Here is a 14,187-nt window from a genome sequence, read left to right as displayed (position 1 = left end):
ATCATTTATCATCAACCTAGAAGCTATTATCATTTATCGACTAAAGTGCTATTGACGGCAAGCCAATAGCACCCCACGCATACACCACGCCAAGCACCGTTACTCGTAGCTTTGCTTAATAGAATGATACATATCAATGAACTCATCACTGGCTAAGTCTTCTGGCGTGACAGGTAACCCGCGTTGAGCAAATACCCCTAAACGTTCATCTAACTCTTCACCTGCTCGTAATTCACCAGTATAAAACGCCGCCGAGCGAATAAAGTCTAAATAAGTGACTTTTTCAGGCATGTAATGCAAGTCAGCCCAACGTTCAACCACTTCCATCACCTCTGGGGCAAAGTCCCATGTTTTTAATACAGCGCGGCCGATTGGCCCTTGCATTTTGCGCACAAGACTGCGTAACTGTTCAATTTTACTGCAAAGCTCAGGGTGGATCTCCGCTTCGGTTAGCACAGGGAGCGCACCAATATTATGCACTAATCCGGCCAGCGTTAAGGTGTCACGATCGAGGCGTTTTGTCGGATTGCGCTTGTTGTATATTTCTAGCATCGCACAGGAAGAAGCCGTCACTTCAATTGATGTTTTCCATACTTCATCCATCACTTCCCAAACCATTTCGTTGGTCGAAATAAACAACTGCTCCATGGCCACTGAGGTAGTAATAGATTTAATTTGCACTAAACCAATGCGGTTAACGGCGGCACTAATGCTCTCGGCTTTATTGCCGCGAGAGTATAATGCGCTGTTAGCCACTTTAATGATTCGTGCTGAAATTGCCGCATCCTGGCCGATAACATCACCAACCTGCTTGAGACTTGAATCTTTACGCGCCACCACCTCTTGAACTCGCATGGCCACTTCTGGCAAGGTTGGTAACACCAACGCATCGTCTTTAAGCTTTTTTAATAATCCAACCAAGAGTTGATGTTCGGTAGACATGCGCTCTCCATAAAATAAAATTCACAAGTACCAAGATTATATACCCAAACACATTCAGTTTGCGATGACTCAAAAACAGCAAGCTCAATTAATTGTGCATTTTTAATGATTGCAGCGCATTGAACCTTAATCGGCCATCAAAAGTACAACCCATCTCACAAATCCTGCGGCTATATTTGTTCTCACTAATGTCCTTAAGTAAGCTTGCGCCCCCTGAAGATGTCAACCTTGTTCTAGGCCGAGAAAACTATGTTTAAACCTGAATTATTATCGCCTGCTGGCACGCTTAAAAATATGCGTTATGCCTTTGCTTATGGTGCCGATGCTGTTTATGCCGGCCAACCTCGCTACAGCTTACGGGTGAGAAATAATGATTTTAAAATGGAAAACCTCGCCACAGGGATAGAAGAAGCCCATGCTTTAGGCAAAAAACTGTATGTTGTCAGTAATATTGCGCCGCATAATGCCAAACTGAAAACCTATATTAAAGATATGGAACCCGTGATTGCCATGAAGCCCGACGCGGTCATTATGTCTGACCCTGGGTTAATTATGATGGTACGAGAGGCGTTTCCTGAACAAGTGGTGCATTTGTCTGTACAGGCCAATGCCATTAACTGGGCGTCGGTAAAGTTTTGGCAACAACAAGGGATTAAACGCGTCATTTTATCGCGTGAATTATCATTAGATGAAATTGAAGAAATCCGCCAACGTTGTCCAGACATTGAACTTGAAGTGTTTGTTCACGGTGCACTTTGCATGGCGTATTCTGGCCGCTGCTTATTATCGGGATACATTAATAAACGTGACCCTAACCAAGGCACTTGCACTAATGCCTGTCGTTGGAAGTATGATGTGCACCAAGCACAGCAAACCGAAACCGGTGACGTTATTGCCCTTCCCCCAGAAGTGCAAATTGAGACACCAACATTAGGGGCAGGCAAGCCTAGTAGCGAGATTGTATTATTACAAGAAGCTGGCCGTCCTGGCGAATACATGCCAGCATTTGAAGATGAGCACGGCACTTATATTATGAATTCAAAAGATTTACGGGCGATTCAACATGTCGACCGTTTAACCCGTATGGGTGTTGATTCATTAAAAATTGAAGGGCGTACCAAGTCTTTTTATTATGTCGCTCGTACCGCTCAGCTTTATCGTCAAGCCATTGAAGATGCTGTTGCAGGTAAAGACTTTGACCGCACCTTAATGAATAACCTTGAAGGTTTAGCTCATCGTGGCTATACCGAAGGCTTTTTGCGTCGTCATGTGCATGACGAATATCAAAATTACGAATATGGTCACTCTGTAAGTAACAATCAACAATTTGTGGGTGAGTTTACCGGTAAACGCAACGCTGAAGGGCGAGCCGAGATTGACGTTAAAAATAAATTCTCTGTGGGTGATAGTGTTGAAGTGATGACAACCGAAGGCAATTTTGTTATCTCTATTGCATCATTAGTCAATCGCAAAGGTGAACAGATAGACGCGGCTTTAGGTTCTGGTCATTTTGTGTTTATGGATATTCCGCAAAATATCAATGTTGAACGAGCCATGCTAATGCGCAATTTACCCGAGGGAGTGGATACACGAAACCCTCATCAACCAGGTTAATAATTTATGGCATTAATCATCGATGACAGTTGTATCAACTGCGATATGTGCGAGCCCGAGTGCCCTAATGAGGCCATCACCATGGGTGACGAGATTTACGAAATCGATCCGGCACTATGCACAGAATGTGTAGGCCATTATGACAAACCCACCTGCGTGTCGGTTTGTCCAATTGACTGTATTGACCCTGACCCGCAGCATATTGAATCACATGATGAATTATTAGTTAAATACGCCATAATTACAGGGCGATAACTGAATGAATCTAATTAAAAACGGCGCTTAAAGCGCCGTTTTTATTCGCACGATTGCTCATTATTTAGTGTCTGAACCTTGAGTCAAAGCTTGTAACATACTCGCGAGCTTATCCACGCTAACCCTAACCGGCTTTGGCAGCGCATCAAGCTCAATTGATAACAGCATGTTTTTCACTTCAAGGCCTAATTCGGTATCACCTTCAATACGCAGCTTACGTTGAAAAAACAACGTATCTGGATCTTCTTTAGCTGCCGCCACTAACAAGAGTTCAGGCACATTGGCGCTAAAAATCACATTCGGTTTAGTCATCGGCATAACGCGTAGCTTGGTATCAACACTCACTTGAAATTGTAAATCAATATCATCAACGCAAATCCCTACCCATTTATCAGCTAAAAAAGCTAATTCGCCCGCATTGATTTGCTCTGCCAACACTAAATTTAATAATTGATTAATCAGGGTTATTTTAAGCTTTTCAGGCATTATCGCTAATGAACGGCGACTAAATTGAGGTGCAAACTGTAAAATATGTTCAGACATACGTTGTTGTAATACTTGAGCCATGAAGGGTTCCTACTTGCAAACAGAGCATTTAATCAAGTGAGTTTACTGGCAATTTATGCAACGAAACCTGTTTTAAATCAATTCATGTTAACTCAATCACATTTACACTCCTGTTCTTTAAAAAAAATGAGAACAGTGACATGGAACTCTTATGCCCAGCTGGCAACCTCACCTCTTTAAAAGCTGCCTTAAATGCTGGCGCCGATGCAGTCTATTTGGGGCTAAAAGATGACACGAATGCCAGGTCATTTGCCGGGTTAAACTTTTCAGTAACACAACTCACCCAAGCAACTAAACTCGCTCACAGCCAAGGGCGTAAAGTGTTTTTAACCCTAAATACCTTCCCAAAACCAGGACAAGAACATCGCTGGTATCAGGCTGTCGATATTGCGGCACAATTAGGTATGGATGCACTTATCGTGGCCGATTTATCATTATTAAGTTATGCCCACCAGCATTATCCGCATTTACCATTACATTTATCAGTGCAGGCCAGTGCGACCAACTTAGGGGCACTGTCGTTTTATAAAGAAGCATTTAATATAGAGCGTGCTGTACTGCCTCGAGTGCTGTCAATCAAGCAAGTCAGAGATTTAGCCAAAGTCAGCCCAGTAGATTTAGAAGTATTTGCCTTTGGCAGTTTGTGTATTATGGCTGAAGGTCGCTGCCATTTATCATCTTATGTTACAGGACAATCACCTAATACTGGCGGTTCATGCTCGCCGGCCAACCACGTGCGTTGGCAAGATAGCGGCGCAGACAAACTCACTCGCTTAAATGATGTGTTGATTGATAAAGCGGACGCCAGCCAACAATTAGGTTATCCAGTGGTCTGTAAAGGTCGTTATGTGGCAGAGCACGAGCAAGACGCCAAATATTTATTAGAATCTCCCACCAGCTTAAATACCTTAAGCCTGCTACCTGATTTGGCCAAAGCAGGTGTGGCATCACTCAAAATTGAAGGTCGCCAACGCAGTCCAGCTTATGTCACTCAAGTGACTCAAGTATGGCGCAAAGCGATAGACACTTACCTTGCCGCACCAGATTCATTTGCCGAGCAACCACAATGGTCACAGGCTTTAGCCAAAGTGTCTGAAGGACAAATCACCACATTAGGTGCTTACGAGCGCCAATGGCAATAAGGGTTACTATGAAAATCTCACTCGCCCCCATCAGCTATTGCTGGTCTAAAGCTGATGTTGAACAATTTTACCAACAGGTGGCCAACAGCAATATCGACACAGTTTACCTTGGGGAAACCGTGTGTGGCCGTCGCCGAGAGCTTAAGTTCAGCGACTATTTAGACCTCGCCAATATGTTAAAGGCTCACGGTAAGCACGTTGTTTTATCGACAATGGCCTTGATTGAAGCTCAATCGGAACTTAATGAATTAAAACGCGCGATTGATAACGGCGACTTTAGCATTGAAGCTAACGATATGGCAGCGGTGTTTTACGCCCATCAAGCCAAAGTGCCTTTTGTTTGTGGACCCACCATAAATAATTACAATCGAGCCAGTTTGGACTTATTGCATCAAAAAGGCATGTACCGCTTTGTCATGCCTTGCGAGCTATCAAAAGATTGGCTACAAGCGGTCATCAATACCGATCAAAAACCGTCATTCGAAATTGAAGTATTGGGCCACGGGTATATGCCATTAGCGCATTCAGCTCGTTGCTTTACCGCAAAACACTACCAACTACCCAAAGATAAGTGTCAAACAATTTGCCAGCGTCACAGTAAAGGTTTACTGGCCCAAACCCAGGAATCACAACCGTTATTAAGATTAAATGGCATTCAAACCCAATCTGCGGCACAAGTTAATTTAATTAACCAAATCCCTGAGATGATCACTATGGGCGTGGATTATTGGCGAATTTCACCCAGCAAACTTGCAGATGTGAATTTAGGCCATGAGCTTGCTGCATTATTAGCGAACTTAACCGCAAGTGATGTTAACCAAGCGGGCGAATTGCCGACGAAGCTTCAACCGTTTACACCTGCCAGCGATCAGCATCATTGTAATGGTTATTGGTTAGGACAACCCGGCATGCAGTACACTGAATCAGCGCAATTAGCACCTTGATTGCTCAACAACACTGATACAAATAACTTTGGGCTCAACAACAATCTAATAACCAGCCGCGCGACGACGTTGTTATCGCGCGCAAAACTGACCAAACAATGCAACTAGGCTGACAGTGTATTGCTCATCGCTTCAGCTTAATCCTCTTGCCCCGTCTTAAACAAACACTTAACAAACAAATACAACACAAAGACTTAACATCATGATTGCTTTATGTTTTGTATGATCTAAGACACAAAAATACACCGCGTATATCTACCCACATTTATCTAATAACTATTCGGCACAGTTATCGTTTTACATACGGCAGATAAGGGGGTAACCTTGCCTTCCAAAAATATACAACTGAATGGACATTCACTATGATGTCCATGTTCGGTAGTTGGCAAGTACGACTTGCTCACTCAAAAAGCACATACGTAAAGGTGTAGTTAACGTGACACAAAAAAAACATAGTCTTAAAACAATACTGACTTTTATTATTCCGTCTCTGATTGGTCTACTGCTATTTATGACCCCTATCAGCATTGACGGTGCGATCACCATTCCGATCGCTATCGTTTCAAAAGCATTGCAAGCTGAAATGGGCAGTACGATTCAGTTAATCGTAACCGCCATCGTTGTGTTTATGGCCTTCGCTTCTGTACTGACCAAACTGCTTAACCCGCAATTTATTCGCAAAAATCATTTCTTGCGTACCCTATTAAAAGTCAATCTGTTTTGGCTCACCACTCGGGTGCTAGGGGCGATATTTATCGTCTTGGTTTATTTGCAAATCGGGCCAGAGGCAATCACCTCTTCGGCTACGGGCGGCTTAGTATTAAATGACTTAGTGCCGGTATTATTTTCAGTGTTTATTTTTGCTGGGATGCTTTTACCATTATTACTTAACTTTGGTTTGTTGGAGTTTTTTGGCACCTTATTAACCAAAATTATGCGACCCATTTTTAACTTACCAGGGCGCAGTGCCATTGACTGTATGGCTTCATGGTTAGGTGATGGTAGCGTTGGCATTTTAATGACCAACAAGCAATATGAAACCCGCTTTTATACCGAAAGAGAAGCGGCGGTTATTGGTACCACATTCTCAGCGGTATCGATAACATTTAGCTTAGTGGTTATTTCGCAAGTCAAACTTGAACACTTATTTGTGCCATTTTACTTAACCGTCTGTTTAGCCGGTATTGTCGCAGCGATTGTTGTACCGAAGTTACCGCCGCTGTCATGGAAAAAAGACACTTATATCGACAACACACCACGTCATGAAGATGACGAAAGCGTACCTGAAAATCACGGCGTTATGTCTTGGGGATTTGAACAAGCAATGCAACGTGCAGCAGCCGCTGGTGGCGTTAAGCAGGTATTAGTTGAAGGCGTTAAAAACGTTGTTGACATGATATTTGGGGTGATACCGGTTGTCATGGCCATTGGTACCGTGGCATTAGTATTGGCAGAGCACACACCATTGTTTAACTACCTTGGTATGCCATTTATTCCACTACTAGAACTGCTGCAAATTCCTGAAGCGAGTGAAGCGTCTAAAACCATCGTGGTTGGTTTTGCTGATATGTTTATCCCTTCTATTTTAGCCAGCTCAATTGAGTCAGATTTAACCCGTTTTGTGATTGCCGCGTTATCAGTAACGCAGTTAATTTACATGAGTGAAGTGGGTGCTTTATTGATTGGCAGCAAAATTCCAGTTAACTTTTTTGAGCTGTTTGTCATCTTTATCTTGCGGACATTGGTCACGCTGCCTGTTATTGCGCTCATGGGCCATTTGCTCATATAAATCAATACTGGCTATATTTGTGACTTACCCCATAAGGAGCGCAATGCGCTCCTTTTTTAGCTTAAAAACTCAGCGAAAAAAATAAATTTCGAGTATGCTTAAGCAATAACAACATACTCAATGGTGACGAGCGATAACTCGTTATCATTAAACGCATTAAGGGTACTCAATGGATGACAGACGCAAATTTTCTCGTATCTTTTTTGCTGCCAGCGCTCATTTAGCGCAAACGGAGCAAACTTGGCGTACCAAGATTTTAGATTTAAGCCTTAATGGGGCACTCGTTGAGTTACCAGAAGGTTATACAGGGCAACTCAATACGATTCTAACACTGGCATTCGTACTGCCAGAGTCTGACATTGAGCTGCAAATGGAAGCCGCTATCGTGCACAAAACCCACGAACACCTTGGGTTAAAGTGTACCCATATCGATGTTGATAGCATTACCCATTTACGCCGAATTATTGAATTGAACATGGGCGATGCCGAATTACTCGACCGTGAGCTATCCTCACTAATGACACCTGCACCATAAGAAATAGTGAGGGCTTATACTGGGGGACTTATACTGGGGGTGTTATCCTTAGACGTTATCGTTAATTATTTTTGTTGCGTATAAAATGAAAAAGGCAAACCTAGTGGTTTGCCTTTTCAGATCAGGACAAAAACTAATTTATCAGCTCAAGTAACTCATGAATCGTTTTTACAGGGGTAATTTTAACGCCTAAGCCTTCCATTGATTTATGGTAATTACGAAACGGAATAAATATCTCAGTAAAACCATGTTGCGCCGCCTCTTTGACTCTCGGCACGCCGCTGTCGATAGGCCTTACATCACCATTTAAGCTCAGTTCTCCCATAATGCAGGTCGTTCTTGGCACCACAAAATCGTTTAAACTGCTCAATAATGCCGTCACTAAGGCTAAATCGATACAGGTTTCAGACTCATCAATTTTTAAACCACCGACAATATTAAAAAACGTATCATGGAAAATCTTCGTTTTGGTATGTTTACGTAGAATCCCAGTTAACATTTTAATCCGGTTCATGTTGAGCCCCACGCACACTCGCTGTGGAAACTCTGACTCAGTTTCGGTGGTTAAACATTGGATCTCTAATAATAAATTACGGTTACCTTTACGGATACAGGTAATGGTAGAGCCAGGTGAGTCCGTTGTAGAGCCAGATAAAAATATCTCACTGGGGTTATCAACACTCACCATACCACGCTCGCTCATGCGGAAAATACCCACGGTATCAACATCACCAAAACGGTTTTTATTGGCCCTTAAAGTACGGATTTGGCCGTCATTGGTATCAATATGCAATAACGAATCGACAATGTGCACCAAAGTTTGCGGCCCTGCAATTTCATTATTTTTATTCACATGTGCAATGATAAACATAGTGACGTTTTTTTTTTTACAATATTGGGTAAACGCTTGCGCCGCTGTTTTAACTTGCGAAGGCGAACCTGGGCTGCCATTGGCATTTTCGGTTACCACCGCTTGAATTGAGTCAATCACCGCAAACTTAATTTGTTTTGCTTCTAACTCCTCGATAATAGATTCAACACTGGTTTCTGATAACAAGTATAAATTGTCTTCGTTATAATTCAGTTTTAAGCGATTTACGCGGTTTTTAAACTGAGATAAAGACTCTTCTGCAGTACAGTATAACGATGCTGTCGACTGCGACATCCGCGCAACAAGATCTGACAGTAAAGTGGTTTTACCCGCCCCTGGATCGCCAGAAATGATATTGACCGAACCTGTCGTCAAGCCGCCACTGAGTACCCTGTCTAACTCGCCTATACCCGTCAGCCTTTTTTCAGCTTCAACGGACTCGACGTCATTAAGTTTTTTGGCCCCACCACCTGCCGCACCGGCATAACCTAATACCGCAGGACGAGATGCTGACGTTTTAGCGGCAGATAGGCGCACCTCAACTAAGGTATTCCAGGCACCACAACGACATTGTCCCTGCCAACGCGGATAATCCATACCACAATCGTCACACACAAATGCCATTTTTGGAGCTTTAGCCATGTTACTTCCTATCATTTACTCTAATGTTTAGTATTTTAAAATTTAACTTAAGGTTGATTTTGCGTCGCGATTAACCGTGGCACGATAAGCCAGTAATAAGATCCAGACTATTATCCTATCACTGCACTACCGAGACAAAAACTGAGATAACGTATATAAATAATCAATTAAATGAAGTTTATAGCGAAGATATATTGTTTGAACCTTGCCAAAAATAGCAATCTTGTTCACACTGAATACGCTTAAGCGATAAAAGCAAAAACAACCATTTATAATCATGTGGTACAGCGTGATGAAATCTATATTAATTTCACACTCAGACTTGTTGATGACTTTTATTCATTTACTTTTGCATCATATTAGCTTACCAATTGTAGATTGGTCATGCATAATTATGAAAAATATTATAAAGAACAGCATGTTCTTGCCGATAAATATTAGCCAGACTCACAATAAGCCAATATAACGATAAATGAAATGAGTTTAGATAATCACAGTGCATTAATTGAACAACTCAAGCCCTTGTTGATGGAACCTGATTTTCAGGACATCTTCGAGCAGTTGACTGTGGATGAATCAAACTCAACCCGATTCCTACTCAAAATGGAATTAAATCGAATTTCATCGCAATGTACTCGTATTATTGATTTACGTGACAAAACAGAATTACCGTGTGAAGAAGTCGTCATTGCCAACCAAAGGCACTTTCTTGACGAACCAGCTAAAGAGTCGCTCATTAATGCCCTGCCTTTATACCGTAATAAATATACACTTGGTGTTTACGAACAAGTGGTTAAAGCACATAAATTACGCCGTTTAAAGCTTCGCAATATTGAACCTGAAGAGATTATCTCAGAAGAAAACCCTTATTTAGTCCCTGGTGTAGTGCTTGGCAGTTACTTTAACCGCTGTGAAGAGCGAATGAATTACAGCATTCGTATTGCGGTGAATCAGCCGGGAATACCAGAAGCTAATGGCGTTACCTTGGATCTTTCTGTTGGCGGGGCCCGGATAAAGCTCCCCTTAAAACATCATTTAGATCAAGATAAGCCAATTAAACTCAAATTACTTGAACTGAGCGAAGAGTTTTTTGTTGATGATCTTCAGCATGGCGTTGATTATCAAATTGTTGATATCCAAAATAAAGACGGCAATGCGATTTTAAGGCTTAAACGCCTTGGTGGTGGTGAAGCGCTCGACAAAGTCATTAGCAAGGTGATTAGAAGCTTTAAGTTTCGTTACAAAGTGGATGTGAATGATGTCATTGTTACCGCTACTGGACTAGGTTATGAGCGGCACTACTTACCCCTGTTAACCCACCTCCCTTTGTATATTAGTGTCAAAAACGACATACCACATATTGCTTATGAGCTATTAGGGCGCGGTAATCAACCAATACAACACTATTTTCAAGATGAGAATGAGATCAGTCAGTTACCTAACTTTTTAAATAACCGACGATTAACTCAAATCTTAAAAAATACCAATGACATTGACCACTGTTTGCTGTTTTCATTTACTCACCACGCACAAGGGAAATTGCATTTTTACTCGGCGTCATTGGCGGAGTTAAAAGCCACCAAAAATTTACATTTATTTTTAGGTTTTGCTTCAACCAAAGCGAGTTGGCGGGTATTTAAAGTTGTTGCGCAAACCGTCGATCACAGCAAAAACTACAAAACATCAACACTACCAGGTGATGATGCACGTTACAGTGCCCTAACAGAACAACAATTAGCCCAATTTAGCCACACGCTGCAATTGATCGACCTGACCAATGAAAATGCACGTAAAGACTACCAAGGCTGGTTTAATAAAGCCGACGTCAATGGCTTAAAGATTTTTGCGCAGGCCAAAGTTAAGCAACACAGCATTAAAAAAGTATCGATGCCTTTTAGTGAGCGCCGCCACGAGGCACGCTTTGCGTTTAAAACCCTTGTGACAATTCAACAAGGTGATAAAAAAACCAATGGCGTTACCCATGATATTTCTAGCCGTGGCTTACAGCTTATTTTAGAAGAAAGCGTCGACTTTACCGAACCGGCTCAAGTTTTGTTGTCTTTTCCTCGCTTACAAGCCGCCTCAGGCAAAGCTAATTTAACTCATTTACCCTATCAACTTATTCGCAGCCGCATGAACGGCCAAGCATTGCATTTAAGTGCACTGATAGGGCACACACCACATGACGGGGTTGAGTTTTTAAATAAACTGATTGCACATAATAAACAAAAGCTAGAGCAGTTATCTGATAATGAGGGACAGCTTAAAGAGTTAGCCGACGGACTTAAAAACTTGTTTATGCGTCAGCTGCCGGGGGTGCCTTATTTTATTGAAAAAACGGTTAAATCAGCACAAATGGCCTACATTGGCATTGGCACGACCACAGATGAAATCAGCCATTTGTTTGCCCAAGACTCAGACAAAGTACTGCAATATAATTTACGACCTTTACTTGATAACAACGTCTTAAAACAACAAATCATTGATCCTATCAAATCCATGAAACCTAGCCACGACATGGACTTTTTTGAAGTATTTATTCAGCTCACCCGCCAAGCAAGGGGGTCTGTGCAAATTAAGTGTGTGCTTAAATCGGAATTAGGTGGCAAAGACAATCAAATTAAATTTATTCAACAAAGCAAAAAAGTGGGTCGTTTTATGGCACTGCGAGTGTATCGTGGCGCCACAGACAAACCTGACATGAGTTATATTCGCCGCGAATTAGAATATATCCATATTCATGCCAGTCACCGCGCAAAACAGCTTGAAGAACAGCTCTGGAAAGTCATCGGTTCTGGTGAATTACTCGATATTACCGCCGAAGTCGAAATACGTTACCCCAGCCTACTTATGGTTAGTAAACCTAAGTAACTACTCGTCTTATAAGGCTAAATACCACTGCTTAATCGCGACAAAATGATCTTGTTCAGCTTGTTTATTGGTTAACATACCTGCGTGGTCATAATCAAATAAGTTTCCCTGCGCTTTAGACAGTAGAGTATATTTCACTTGTTTAAAACCACATTCGGCAATCATATCGCGCACATCAGACGGGTTACCTAATACACGGTCGTTTTTACCCGCAATAAACCAGCTAGTAGGCCATTGGGTTTGCCTTGCTGCGCTCGCATAATCAAAGTCATCATCGTGATCGACCCACTCGCCTTTTACCCAGTCAATCGTTTGTAATAACGAGGCGCGACTTTCGTTGTCCATGCCGACACGTAAACGGTTGGCATCTAGATAACCTTGCCTTTGCACAAGATAAGGCGCCAAGCGATTCCAAAAAAAATCGACCATTAACCACTTCTTAAGCGACCTGACTTTGATGGTTCGTTTAGAGCCAAATGTCAGCAAAGATGCGACACTGGTTTGTAACTCAGCAAAACGCGCCAAACTACTGGCCATTAATACTCCGCCCCAGGAATGAGCACACCAATGTACCTGGCTAACGAGTGGATGACGTTGCAATATAAATTGCTGCACTAACGGAAGTTGTTCTCGAATAACTTCACCTTGGCCTAATGCAAAATCACGGTGAATTTTCGGCTCGCTTAAGCCTCGCCCAGCCGTATCCATAACATATACGTCAAAACCTGCATTAGCTAAAAAACACGCTAAGCCACGCCCAGACTCACTGTAGAAAACGCGACCGTTAGACATGGCGCCATGCAGCATCAAAATGGGGATCGTCGCCCCATGGGGAGCTTGCGGATGAATATGCCTTACGTGAAGGTGACCTTCACGATAAGGAATAAACAATGAATGTTGTAAAATGGCAGTCGTCAAAATAGGCAATATTAAATCAATCGTGAGGTTAAGCTATCATTACTGCCATGAAATACCTAGAGTAAAAACGTTAAAAATTAACGTAAATAATAAATTTTAAGCTTGTAAACAAAACACTAAAGCACGTAAATCTAAGCGTTGAATCGCTGCATCAGCCGCCGCAACAAGTTTAGGTTTTGCATGAAATGCCAAACCAAGGTCGGCCGCTTGGATCATTGGAATATCATTTGCGCCATCACCAATGGCAACACACTGACCTGCCGCTATTGACCATTGCTTTGCACTTTTTGCAATCACATTGGCCTTATATTGTGCATCAACAACCTCACCCGTGACTTCACCAATGAGTTTGCCCTCTTTAATCACTAATTCATTAGCATAGGCAGCATCTAAATCGAGCAACTGTTTTAAATGACCGACAAAAGGCGTAAAACCACCAGAGGCCACCACCAATTTCCATTGATGCGACTTAAGCTCAGCAATCATAGACTCAATCCCTGGCATTAATGGTAAAGAGTCACATAGCGACTGGATAATACTCGCATCTGCGCCCGCTAATTTGGCCACACGCTCTCTAAGCGATGCCTCAAAATCTAGCTCGCCACGCATCGCTCGGGCAGTGACTGCCGCAACATCTTTTCCAACGCCAGCCATGGCGGCCAATTCATCAATGCACTCAATTGTTATTGCTGTTGAGTCCATGTCCATCACTAATAAACCTGCCACATTAAGCTGCGCCAAAGGTTGTTGTACAAGCACGATTTCAGCGCTGACCTGTTGCGGAAAAGACATTATCCATTCATCACTCACACTTTGAGTGGCAACCTCAAACCCGCGTAAATCGTTTTGCCTCTTAAGCTCGGCAATATGGGCCCCCGAGGGTATCAACGCTAGCCAGGATTCAATATCCGCAGTTGCTTCAACACTAAAAATAACCCGGCATCGGTAAGGCAAATGAGATTGCAATTCCAATACATATTCAGACTCTTCATAGCGGTATAAAATACGGCCTTGATGTTGATAAGTCTCACAAGTCTCTGAAAATAACCAATTAAGTAAAACATTATCATGCGTTTGTTGCATCAACCCGGCCTCTT

12 protein-coding genes are annotated in these 14,187 nt (G+C 42.4%); 7 read left to right on the top strand and 5 right to left on the bottom strand.

Annotated features, from left to right (window positions below):
* Nucleotides 1-99 precede the first annotated feature (99 nt).
* Nucleotides 100-942 carry an HDOD domain-containing protein gene (locus tag IEY48_RS03520; RefSeq protein WP_188917321.1) on the bottom strand — a complete coding sequence of 281 codons (843 nt, stop codon included), beginning with the start codon at nucleotides 940-942 and terminating at the stop codon, nucleotides 100-102.
* Nucleotides 943-1,191: 249 nt separating this feature from the next.
* Here IEY48_RS03520 and trhP point away from each other — a divergent pair, with 249 nt between their 5' ends.
* Both trhP and IEY48_RS03510 read left to right on the top strand, forming a co-directional pair.
* Entirely contained in the window at nucleotides 1,192-2,556 is a 1,365-nt protein-coding gene (trhP, locus tag IEY48_RS03515) for a prephenate-dependent tRNA uridine(34) hydroxylase TrhP (protein WP_188917319.1), read from the top strand.
* A gap of 6 nt (nucleotides 2,557-2,562) precedes the next feature.
* Nucleotides 2,563-2,811 carry a YfhL family 4Fe-4S dicluster ferredoxin gene (locus tag IEY48_RS03510; protein ID WP_188917317.1) on the top strand — a complete coding sequence of 83 codons (249 nt, stop codon included), beginning with the start codon at nucleotides 2,563-2,565 and terminating at the stop codon, nucleotides 2,809-2,811.
* A gap of 60 nt (nucleotides 2,812-2,871) precedes the next feature.
* Here IEY48_RS03510 and ubiT read toward each other — a convergent pair whose 3' ends face one another.
* Entirely contained in the window at nucleotides 2,872-3,378 is a 507-nt protein-coding gene (gene ubiT / locus IEY48_RS03505; protein ID WP_188917315.1) for a ubiquinone anaerobic biosynthesis accessory factor UbiT, read from the bottom strand.
* A 140-nt stretch (nucleotides 3,379-3,518) separates the two neighbouring features.
* Here ubiT and ubiU point away from each other — a divergent pair, with 140 nt between their 5' ends.
* The 4 genes from ubiU (at nucleotide 3,519) to IEY48_RS03485 (ending at nucleotide 7,788) form a co-directional block, all read left to right on the top strand.
* The gene (ubiU, locus tag IEY48_RS03500; protein WP_188917313.1) at nucleotides 3,519-4,520 is read left to right on the top strand and encodes a ubiquinone anaerobic biosynthesis protein UbiU; all 1,002 of its coding nucleotides are present in this window, start codon (nucleotides 3,519-3,521) and stop codon (nucleotides 4,518-4,520) included.
* Nucleotides 4,521-4,528: 8 nt separating this feature from the next.
* Nucleotides 4,529-5,464 (top strand): U32 family peptidase, encoded by a 936-nt coding sequence (locus tag IEY48_RS03495; RefSeq protein ID WP_188917311.1) that lies wholly within the window; start codon nucleotides 4,529-4,531, stop codon nucleotides 5,462-5,464.
* Between the two features lie 436 nt (nucleotides 5,465-5,900).
* Nucleotides 5,901-7,253, top strand: coding sequence for a YjiH family protein (locus IEY48_RS03490; protein ID WP_373293689.1), 1,353 nt, complete (start codon nucleotides 5,901-5,903; stop codon nucleotides 7,251-7,253).
* Nucleotides 7,254-7,422: 169 nt separating this feature from the next.
* A complete protein-coding gene (locus IEY48_RS03485; protein WP_188917309.1) occupies nucleotides 7,423-7,788 on the top strand; it encodes a PilZ domain-containing protein in 366 nt (121 codons plus the stop codon).
* A gap of 133 nt (nucleotides 7,789-7,921) precedes the next feature.
* Here the strand turns inward: IEY48_RS03485 and radA are convergent, their stop codons facing one another.
* On the bottom strand, nucleotides 7,922-9,301 hold the full coding sequence (gene radA, locus IEY48_RS03480; RefSeq protein WP_188917307.1) for a DNA repair protein RadA: 1,380 nt from the start codon (nucleotides 9,299-9,301) through the stop codon (nucleotides 7,922-7,924).
* Between the two features lie 477 nt (nucleotides 9,302-9,778).
* Here radA and IEY48_RS03475 point away from each other — a divergent pair, with 477 nt between their 5' ends.
* Nucleotides 9,779-12,172: a PilZ domain-containing protein gene (locus IEY48_RS03475; protein ID WP_188917305.1), complete on the top strand. Its 2,394-nt coding sequence runs from the start codon at nucleotides 9,779-9,781 to the stop codon at nucleotides 12,170-12,172.
* A 9-nt stretch (nucleotides 12,173-12,181) separates the two neighbouring features.
* On the opposite strand, the gene IEY48_RS03470 is transcribed toward IEY48_RS03475, so the two are convergent.
* Together IEY48_RS03470 and serB are read right to left on the bottom strand one after the other, a co-directional pair.
* Nucleotides 12,182-13,090, bottom strand: coding sequence for an alpha/beta fold hydrolase (locus IEY48_RS03470; RefSeq protein WP_188917450.1), 909 nt, complete (start codon nucleotides 13,088-13,090; stop codon nucleotides 12,182-12,184).
* 96 nt (nucleotides 13,091-13,186) lie between these two features.
* Nucleotides 13,187-14,173 (bottom strand): phosphoserine phosphatase SerB, encoded by a 987-nt coding sequence (gene serB, locus IEY48_RS03465; protein ID WP_188917303.1) that lies wholly within the window; start codon nucleotides 14,171-14,173, stop codon nucleotides 13,187-13,189.
* Nucleotides 14,174-14,187: the final 14 nt, after the last annotated feature.

It is taken from the genome of Shewanella saliphila, from assembly GCF_014648295.1.
Lineage (GTDB): Bacteria > Pseudomonadota > Gammaproteobacteria > Enterobacterales > Shewanellaceae > Shewanella > Shewanella saliphila.
Note: the sequence above shows the minus strand (reverse complement) of the source record. Positions and strands in the feature narration are given on the sequence as shown.

Coding starts and splice junctions, on each gene's coding strand:
- serB (WP_188917303.1), bottom strand. CDS start 14,173: ATGCAACAAACGCATGATAATGTTTTACTTAATTGGTTATTTTCAGAG.
- IEY48_RS03485 (WP_188917309.1), top strand. CDS start 7,423: ATGGATGACAGACGCAAATTTTCTCGTATCTTTTTTGCTGCCAGCGCT.
- IEY48_RS03520 (WP_188917321.1), bottom strand. CDS start 942: ATGTCTACCGAACATCAACTCTTGGTTGGATTATTAAAAAAGCTTAAA.
- ubiU (WP_188917313.1), top strand. CDS start 3,519: ATGGAACTCTTATGCCCAGCTGGCAACCTCACCTCTTTAAAAGCTGCC.
- trhP (WP_188917319.1), top strand. CDS start 1,192: ATGTTTAAACCTGAATTATTATCGCCTGCTGGCACGCTTAAAAATATG.
- IEY48_RS03475 (WP_188917305.1), top strand. CDS start 9,779: ATGAGTTTAGATAATCACAGTGCATTAATTGAACAACTCAAGCCCTTG.
- IEY48_RS03495 (WP_188917311.1), top strand. CDS start 4,529: ATGAAAATCTCACTCGCCCCCATCAGCTATTGCTGGTCTAAAGCTGAT.
- IEY48_RS03510 (WP_188917317.1), top strand. CDS start 2,563: ATGGCATTAATCATCGATGACAGTTGTATCAACTGCGATATGTGCGAG.
- radA (WP_188917307.1), bottom strand. CDS start 9,301: ATGGCTAAAGCTCCAAAAATGGCATTTGTGTGTGACGATTGTGGTATG.
- ubiT (WP_188917315.1), bottom strand. CDS start 3,378: ATGGCTCAAGTATTACAACAACGTATGTCTGAACATATTTTACAGTTT.